Origin of the sequence: Clostridium sp. AM27-31LB (genome assembly GCF_003480745.1) — a bacterium.
Classification (GTDB): Bacteria; Bacillota; Clostridia; order Lachnospirales; family Lachnospiraceae; genus Butyribacter; species Butyribacter intestini.
Genome location: NZ_QUJS01000010.1, coordinates 131714 through 140074, shown reverse-complemented (window position 1 = coordinate 140074; position 8361 = coordinate 131714). Strand labels below are relative to the sequence as shown.

At 40.3% G+C, this 8361-nt stretch carries 11 protein-coding genes; all 11 read right to left on the bottom strand.

The genetic code is table 11. The annotated features are described in order from the left end of the window. Nucleotides 1-166: 166 nt before the first annotated feature. Complete coding sequence (gene atpC, locus DW721_RS13650; protein ID WP_022013162.1) at nucleotides 167-577, bottom strand: ATP synthase F1 subunit epsilon; 411 nt, start codon at nucleotides 575-577, stop codon at nucleotides 167-169. Nucleotides 578-592: 15 nt separating this feature from the next. After that, a complete protein-coding gene (atpD, locus tag DW721_RS13645) occupies nucleotides 593-1990 on the bottom strand; it encodes a F0F1 ATP synthase subunit beta (protein WP_055946471.1) in 1398 nt (465 codons plus the stop codon). 196 nt (nucleotides 1991-2186) lie between these two features. Next, on the bottom strand, nucleotides 2187-3065 hold the full coding sequence (atpG, locus tag DW721_RS13640) for an ATP synthase F1 subunit gamma (RefSeq protein WP_118746084.1): 879 nt from the start codon (nucleotides 3063-3065) through the stop codon (nucleotides 2187-2189). A 14-nt stretch (nucleotides 3066-3079) separates the two neighbouring features. Next, a complete protein-coding gene (gene atpA / locus DW721_RS13635) occupies nucleotides 3080-4594 on the bottom strand; it encodes a F0F1 ATP synthase subunit alpha (RefSeq protein ID WP_022013165.1) in 1515 nt (504 codons plus the stop codon). Between the two features lie 29 nt (nucleotides 4595-4623). Then, entirely contained in the window at nucleotides 4624-5175 is a 552-nt protein-coding gene (locus DW721_RS13630) for a F0F1 ATP synthase subunit delta (RefSeq protein WP_022013166.1), read from the bottom strand. Further along, nucleotides 5163-5720, bottom strand: coding sequence for a F0F1 ATP synthase subunit B (gene atpF / locus DW721_RS13625; RefSeq protein ID WP_022013167.1), 558 nt, complete (start codon nucleotides 5718-5720; stop codon nucleotides 5163-5165). The genes DW721_RS13630 and atpF overlap by 13 nt, the downstream gene beginning before the upstream one ends. A gap of 73 nt (nucleotides 5721-5793) precedes the next feature. After that, a complete protein-coding gene (locus tag DW721_RS16180) occupies nucleotides 5794-5946 on the bottom strand; it encodes a hypothetical protein (protein WP_182436335.1) in 153 nt (50 codons plus the stop codon). Between the two features lie 26 nt (nucleotides 5947-5972). Continuing rightward, nucleotides 5973-6239, bottom strand: coding sequence for an ATP synthase F0 subunit C (atpE, locus tag DW721_RS13620; RefSeq protein WP_118746083.1), 267 nt, complete (start codon nucleotides 6237-6239; stop codon nucleotides 5973-5975). A gap of 37 nt (nucleotides 6240-6276) precedes the next feature. Then, on the bottom strand, nucleotides 6277-7041 hold the full coding sequence (atpB, locus tag DW721_RS13615) for a F0F1 ATP synthase subunit A (RefSeq protein ID WP_022013169.1): 765 nt from the start codon (nucleotides 7039-7041) through the stop codon (nucleotides 6277-6279). A gap of 223 nt (nucleotides 7042-7264) precedes the next feature. Next, nucleotides 7265-7660, bottom strand: a complete 396-nt coding sequence (locus DW721_RS13610; RefSeq protein ID WP_022013170.1) for an ATP synthase subunit I — start codon at nucleotides 7658-7660, stop codon at nucleotides 7265-7267. Between the two features lie 113 nt (nucleotides 7661-7773). Further along, entirely contained in the window at nucleotides 7774-8130 is a 357-nt protein-coding gene (locus DW721_RS13605; protein ID WP_022013171.1) for an AtpZ/AtpI family protein, read from the bottom strand. Between the last annotated feature and the right edge of the window lie 231 nt (nucleotides 8131-8361).

The following is an 8361-nucleotide window of genomic DNA, read 5'->3' as shown; positions in this document are numbered from 1 at the left end:
TAATACAGCTTACATTAGCAAAAGCAAAAATAGAGTCAGGGATAACAAATGGACTTGCAAGATACACTGCATAATGTGAAAATAACATATATAAACAGCAGCCACAACGAAAATAATTTACAATAAAAAAGGCTTGCAGACTTTGTATCTGCAAACCTTTTGATTTTTATTTATATTTTCCTGCAATATCAATTCTGGTAAGTGCCTTTTTAAGTGCAAGCTCCGCACGAAGCATATCTACGGCAGGTTCGCCGCTCTTAAGCCTGCGCTCTGCTCTTGTCTTTGCTTCATTTGCCCTGTTTACATCTATCTCGTCAGGCCACTCGCAGGATTCGGCAAGGATCGTTACCTTGTCTTTTGTGATTTTTACAAATCCGTCATGAAGTGCCGCTTCTTTGTCACCGTCTGACTTCTTTATGCGAAGCACACCCGGTTCAAGAATAGCCGTAAGCGGAATGTGTCCGGCGAGTACACCGATTTCACCCTCCGTTGTCTTCATTTCCACCATATCTATGTCTCCGTCAAAGAAAACTCTGGTAGGTGATATAATCTGAAGATTAAACTTCTTTTCAGCCATAATACACCTCCCGAACTATTTAGAATTCATTCTCTCAACAACTTCATCTATAGTTCCTGCATTGAGGAAAAGATTTTCAGGTATATCATCATGTTTTCCTTCAAGGATTTCCTGAAATCCTCTTATAGTTTCTGCTACAGGTACATATTTACCGGGAAGTCCGGTAAACTGCTCTGCTACATGGAATGGCTGAGAAAGGAATCTCTGAATCTTTCTTGCTCTGTTTACGACAATCTTGTCGTCCTCTGAAAGTTCGTCCATACCTAGGATTGCAATAATATCTTGTAATTCTTTGTATTTCTGTAATATTTCCTGTACTCCACGGGCAACTTTGTAATGCTCCTCACCGACAATATGCGGATCAAGTATGCGCGATGTTGATTCAAGCGGATCTACCGCAGGGTAAATTCCAAGCTCAACGATTGAACGCGAAAGTACCGTTGTGGCATCAAGATGTGTGAATGTGTTTGCCGGAGCCGGATCAGTAAGGTCATCGGCAGGTACATATACCGCCTGAACTGATGTGATGGAACCTTTCTTTGTAGATGTGATACGCTCCTGCAAAGCACCCATCTCCGTCTGAAGTGTAGGCTGATAACCTACGGCACTAGGCATACGGCCGAGAAGTGCTGAAACTTCTGAACCAGCCTGTGTGAAACGGAAAATGTTGTCGATAAATAAAAGTACATCTTTTCCCGATCTGTCTCGGAAATTTTCTGCCATCGTAAGTCCCGTAAGAGCAACTCTCATACGCGCTCCAGGTGGCTCGTTCATCTGACCGAATACCATTGTTGTCTTGTCGATAACCCCTGACTCGATCATTTCGTAATAGAGATCATTTCCCTCTCTTGTACGCTCTCCTACACCGGTGAATACTGAATATCCACCATGCTCCTGAGCGATATTTGTGATAAGCTCCTGTATAAGTACAGTCTTACCAACTCCTGCACCACCGAAAAGACCGATTTTTCCACCTTTCTGATATGGGCAGAGAAGGTCAACGACTTTGATTCCTGTCTCAAGGATTTCTGTCTGTGTTGACTGCTCCTCAAAAGCAGGGGCTTTTCTGTGAATAGGGTCATATTCAACACCTTCCGGTGCTGGTTTTTCATCTATAGGATTGCCAAGTACATTGAACATTCGTCCAAGTGTCTTTTCACCGACCGGAACTGATATAGGACCACCGGTAGCAACAGCTTCCATTCCTCTTACCAGTCCGTCTGTCGGACCCATGGCAATACAGCGGACAGTATCATCACCAAGATGCTGTGCTACTTCTACTACAAGTTCTTCACCATCTTTGAGAGGAACTTTGATAGCGTCATTGATTTCAGGAAGTTTTCCTTCTGAAAATCTGACATCGAGAACGGCACCGATGATCTGTGTAAGTTTACCTGTATTTAATTCTGCCATCTCTTTTTCCCTTCTTAAAATTTATTATCTTTCGGACAATATCCAATATTTATTTAGATTTTGACCGAAAAGTTTTGCAGTTTTTTCAGCAATATTTTTTAAATCAGTTATTTATACATAATTTGACAGATAAGTTTGAACGCTAAAGTCAAATTTACAAATAATCAACAGCCATAATCAATCAACTTGACATAATTTAAGAAATAGCCGATGCACCTGCAATAATCTCCGTAAGCTCCTGAGTGATAGATGCCTGTCTTGCTCTGTTATATTTAAGTGACAGGTCACTTATCATGTCCTCCGCATTACTTGTCGCTGAATCCATCGCCTGCATACGGGCACCGTTTTCGCTGGCGTGTGCCTCCACAAGTCCTCCATATATAAGACTGTTTATATATTTTGGAATTATGGCATCGAGTGCCTCCTCAGGTTCCGGCTCATAATTCATAAGCGTAAGCTTGTCTAACGGACTCTGGTCTTCTTCCTGCTCAGATACTATATCCTCTGCATCAATAGGAAGAAGTTTCATAAGTGTTGGAATCTGAACAACAGTATTTTTAAAGATAGTGTAGGCAATATAAATCTCACCTATCTCACCCTTGACAAACTTGCCAAGTACATCTTTTCCAATGCCTGTCGCATCACTGTAAAGTGGCTCGTTCATAGCCTCCGAATAATCGCCTGCTATCTCGTAGCCCTGACGCATAAGGGTATCTCTGCCCTTTGTTCCAACAGCATATATAAGTGTATCTTCTTTTTTAAAGCGTTCATCATGTGTCACAAGTTTTACTATATTTGAATTGTAACCGCCTGCAAGTCCCCTGTTTGATGTGATAACAATAACAGCCTTTTTATCTGACTCACTTTTCTTTAAAAACGGATGTGACAACTGACCTGATCTTGCTATCATATCGGCAACAGTCTCATACATCGTATCAAAATACGGCTTTGACAACTCTGCTCCGACTTTCGCCTTTTGCAGTTTTACAGATGATACAAGCTTCATAGCCTTTGTAATCTGCCCTGTACTCTGGACACTTTCCTTACGCCTTTTTATATCTCTCATTGAGGCCATATCATTACACCTCTCTATCTGTTCTTAACGAACTCTGCCTTGAATTTTTCGATTGCCTGAACAAATCTTTCTTCCATATCTTTTGACAGTTCACCGGTCTCTTTTATCGTACCCGGAACTTCAGGATACTTCTCATCGATGAACTGTAAAAGACCTTTTTCAAAGTCGGCAATATCTTCAAGTTCAATATCTATGAGATATTTATGTGTTGCAGCATAAATACTTATAAATTCATGCTCAACAGACATAGGATTGTAGTTGTCCTGTTTTAATACCTCACGGATTCTCTCTCCCTGTGCAAGCTGTGCTTTTGTCTCAGGGTCAAGGTCTGAACTAAACTGCGAGAATGCCGCAAGTTCTCTGTACTGAGCAAGCTCGATACGGATAGAACCTGAAATCTTCTTCATGGCTTTTATCTGTGCAGCTCCACCTACTCGTGAAACTGAAAGACCGGCATTTACGGCGGGACGGAAACCTGAGTTGAACATCTCTGTCTCAAGATATATCTGTCCGTCTGTTATTGAGATAACATTTGTAGGAATGTATGCTGATACATCACCTGCCTGTGTCTCAATGATAGGAAGTGCTGTAAGTGAACCTCCTCCAAGCTTGTCTGAAAGGCGTGCTGCTCTCTCAAGAAGTCTTGAGTGAAGATAGAATACATCGCCCGGATATGCCTCTCGTCCAGGTGGACGCTTTAAGAGCAATGCAAGTGTACGGTATGCTGCTGCGTGCTTTGTAAGGTCATCATAGATTACAAGTACATCCTCGCCATTTTCCATCCATTCTTCACCGATGGCACATCCTGAATATGGTGCAATATACTGTAATGGTGCAAGTTCGCTGGCTGTTGATGCAACTACTGTCGTATAGTCCATCGCACCGAACTCTTCAAGTTTATTTACAAGTGCCGCAACTGTTGATGCTTTCTGACCTATGGCAACATAAATACACTTAACACCCTGACCTTTCTGATTGATGATGGTATCAATGGCTATCGCCGTCTTACCTGTCTGGCGGTCGCCTATGATAAGCTCACGCTGTCCTCTTCCGATAGGAACCATCGAGTCAATCGCCTTGATACCTGTCTGAAGCGGTGTATCTACCGATTTTCTTGAGATAACACCTGATGCAACTCTCTCAATCGGTCTTGTTTTTGTTGTCTTTATCGGACCTTTGCCATCTATAGGCTGTCCGAGAGAATTTACTACTCGTCCGAGCATTTCATCACCAACCGGCACCTCAACAACTCGTCCTGTAGTCTTTACTATATCGCCCTCGTTGATATTTTTATGGTCACCTAAGAGTACGGCTCCGACATTGTCTTCCTCAAGGTTTAAAACCATGCCGTAAATTTCATTTGGAAATTCCAGCAACTCGCCCTCCATAGCCTTTGCAAGACCATGAATACGCGTAATACCATCGGCAACCTGTATAACAGTACCCGTATCTGCGACTTCAAATTTGGTACTGTACTGTTTAATCTGTTCTTTGATAACCGAACTGATTTCTTCAGGTTTCAAATTCATGATACTCTCGCACCTTCTTTCGATTTAATTTAGTTTGACAAACGGACTTTTGACAATTCTCTTGCCATAGTCTCAAGTTTTGTCTTTACGCTGCTGTCCACGATCCTGTCACCGATGCGTATAACCATACCGCCTATAAGTGACTCATCCACACTGTACTTTGCAATTATCTTTTTGTACTGTGTAGTTGTAAGCAGCTTGTCTTCAACCGCCTTTTTCTGTGCTTCACTAAGCTCTACGGCGGATTTAATCTCAGCAGTTCCTATTTTTTCTGCTTCATGTACTCTCTCAACAAAATAGTTCAAGATTTCTTCTATCTTTGAAAATCTTCCCTTTTCCACGATGACCGTAAGGAAACCGACCATATCATCAGACACTTTGTCTTTGAAAGCACTTTCTATCATGGCTTTCTTTTCTTCAACGGGAATTCTAGGATAGCCTATTATCTTTATATACTCTTCGTTTTCTTTCAGCACATCAAGTACAGCTTCCACTTCCTCGAGATGGCTTTCAAGCTTATCTTCCTCAGCCGCCACCTCAAAAAGTGCGTCACCGTAAGTTTTGGATATTAGCTTAGCCATGTCTCTTCACCCATCTCTTCCAATGTATCTGCGATAAGCTGTGACTGTTTTTCTTCATCAAGAGAAGATGCCACTATCTTTTCAGCCATAACTGTTGCAACAGATACCATTTCTTTCTTAACATCATCCTTAACCTTAGACTTTTCAAGTTCTATGTCATGATTTGCCCTGTCAACAATCCTTGCAGCTTCTGCCTTAGCCTCGTCCACTATCTCGTTTTCTCTCTTGACAGCGTTCTTTCTCGTCTGGCTCAAAATCTGTTCTGCTTCTTTATCAACAGCCTTAAGCTTTTCATCATATTCTGCCTTAAATTCAATGGCATCCTGTTTTTCTTTTGCTGCTTTTTCAAGCTGTTCTTTTATATATGCCTGCCTCTTTTCAAGAAGATCCCTTGCAGGATTGAAAAGAAGATGTGACAAAAGAAGAAACATTGCGAACATTGCAAGTATTGTGATAGCCGAATCCACAAGAAGCTGTGGATCAAGACCAAATATATAATCTCCAAGTCCGTCACCTGCTAAAGCAACCTTTACCAAACCATTCACTTTACAGCCTCCTTTCTATTTTAACTCTTTCCAGTTCCTTCGCTTTCAGCAATAATATTTCTTGAACTACTATTCAAGAAGTATCCTTTGCTTTCCTGAAAAACTCCCTTCTTGAACTGCCGTTCAAGAAGTATCCTTCGCTTTCCAAAAAAACTCCCTTCTTGAACTGTCGTTCAAGAAGTATCCTTCGCTTTCCAAAAAACTCCCTTCTTGAACTGTCGTTCAAGAAGTATCCTTCGCTTTCAGCTCAGTCTATTTAAGTTTGCCATAAAGAGGGTTAGCAAATAAGAGAATAAGGGCAACTACGAGTCCGTAAAGACCTGTTGTCTCTGCTACCGCCTGTCCTAAAAGCATTGTTGACATGATGTCACCTTTTGCTCCCGGATTGCGTCCTACTGCTGATGCACCATAACCTGCTGCGATACCCTGACCTACACCAGGTCCGATACCTGCGATAACTGCAAGACCTGCACCGATTGCAGAGCCCATTAAAACTAAACCGTCGTTTGTAATATTCATTGTTCTTCCTCCTCAAAATAAATATAATAAATAATTGTTATGCGTCTTCTCCTATCGCATCTGCGACAAAGCACATAGTCAGCATACAGAATACATATGTCTGAATGCATCCTGAGAATACATCAAGATATACATGCAATGCTGCCGGCCATACCAAAGTAAGCACTTTTGGCAACAAACCATAGATAAGTCCCATCATTACAGTACCTGACAGGATGTTTCCGAAAAGTCGGAGAGACATCGATACAGGCGTTGAAAATTCACTGATAAGATTCATTGGGAAAAATAAGAAAATCGGTTCAAACAAACCTTTTATCTTGCCCATCTTCTGGTACTTAAATCCATTGTACTGAATCATCACCCATGTAATAACGGCGAGCGGAAATGTCACACCAAAATCCGCTGTCGGCGGTCTTAAGCCTAACAATCCTGATAAGTTGCATGTAAGTATAAACAAAAACAAGGCACTTACATAATTTCTAAACTTCACGGCATTTCTAGCTCCCATTGAGCTTGCAACCATTCCATCAAGTTTTTCAACTATCAGTTCGACCACATTTAAAAACGGACCGGGTGCTTCTTTGGGATCTGCTTTCTTAATCGCATGGTTTGCAAACAAGGCAAAAACAAGCAGAAATGCCATGACGATTATCATTGATATATGCGTCGTCGTAAGATAGACTTCGTGTCCGAGAAACATAAATTTCTTGTCAGTATATCCTCTGATAAAGAAGTCTACTTCACCGCCTGCCAGCAGTGCCTTACTGTTTACCCATGACATATTTAAGATGTCACTTCCCACATTCTCATCCTCCTTCTTTATTTTTTATGACTATCTTAGTCATTACAACTATAGTCATGAAAATATATTTTTATGTTCAATGCACAACTCAACACCTTTTATCATAAATTCACGCAATTTTTTTGAATATAATGCTGAATACCTATGCATTTTATATCACGCAGGCAAATGAACAAAAATAACAAATATACTCTCATCACCATAGTTTCTTATATATCAGTTCTCATCCCACTCTTTTGACACCGGCAATAAAACGGTGCACATACGGCTGCATATAAGCAGTCATCTTCACACCCATAAGCCCTAATACAACACCTATAGGATGCACATAACTGTACCATATCATCGACACCATAAGAACTGCCGCCATTATAAATGTTCTCTGAAATGCAGATTTTAATGTATGTTTTCTTGCATTTTCCGGGTCCATGTCAAGTGCTATGTCAAGATGTTTATACATATGGTATATTATCCCTGCTGCCGCAAATGCCCCAGCCAGAACACCACAAACAGCCGCTGGTTTGTTTTCTGCTATAAAAGCAAGCATAACCAAAACCGGCAGCGACCATATAAACACTCCTATAATCATTTCTTTTAAAATCTTTTTCGCTTCTCGCATATTTTTATTTTTCTACCTTTTCCTATCTCTATTCCAGCTTGCATCTATATTTATCATTATATTCATTAACACTCTGTATTGCAAAACTTTTGTTTCACATATTTATATTTAGCTCAAAAATTCTGTCGTGTCTTATGTTCCGGATACCTCTTTTTCTTGCCCTCCATAACATCTGAAAAATCCTCGTCCGGATGTGTATTTCTATAATTTTTCAAATCTTCCATATATTGAAGCTTTTCATTTTCTTTCTTTTTATCTGATGCATAAAATGATTTTGTAACCATATATACACTTCTAAATCCTGAGCCTATGCCAAGCACAAGCAAAATAGGGAATATAATATCTATACCCGTCAGTCTGTTCAACCACACACCTAAAGCTCCGCACAAGAAAATCGGAACCATCATAACTATTCCTAACTGCGTAACCATCATCATGCTTTTTAAAACTTTTCGACTATCTTCTTTCAAAATCTTCCTCCATAATCTACATATCAAGCCTTGGCATTAGTTGGGTCAAAATAAATTTTGACCCCAACATCATAATATATCTATATATCTCTTATATTATTTCTACATATGTTTTATTATAAGTTATCATTAGACAAAAGTCCACCCACAAGGTAAATTTTATCACTTAATCGGTAACAGTTCAGCCATAAAAAGATAATTGGCAATACAATGAGCTTGTTCATTGTATTG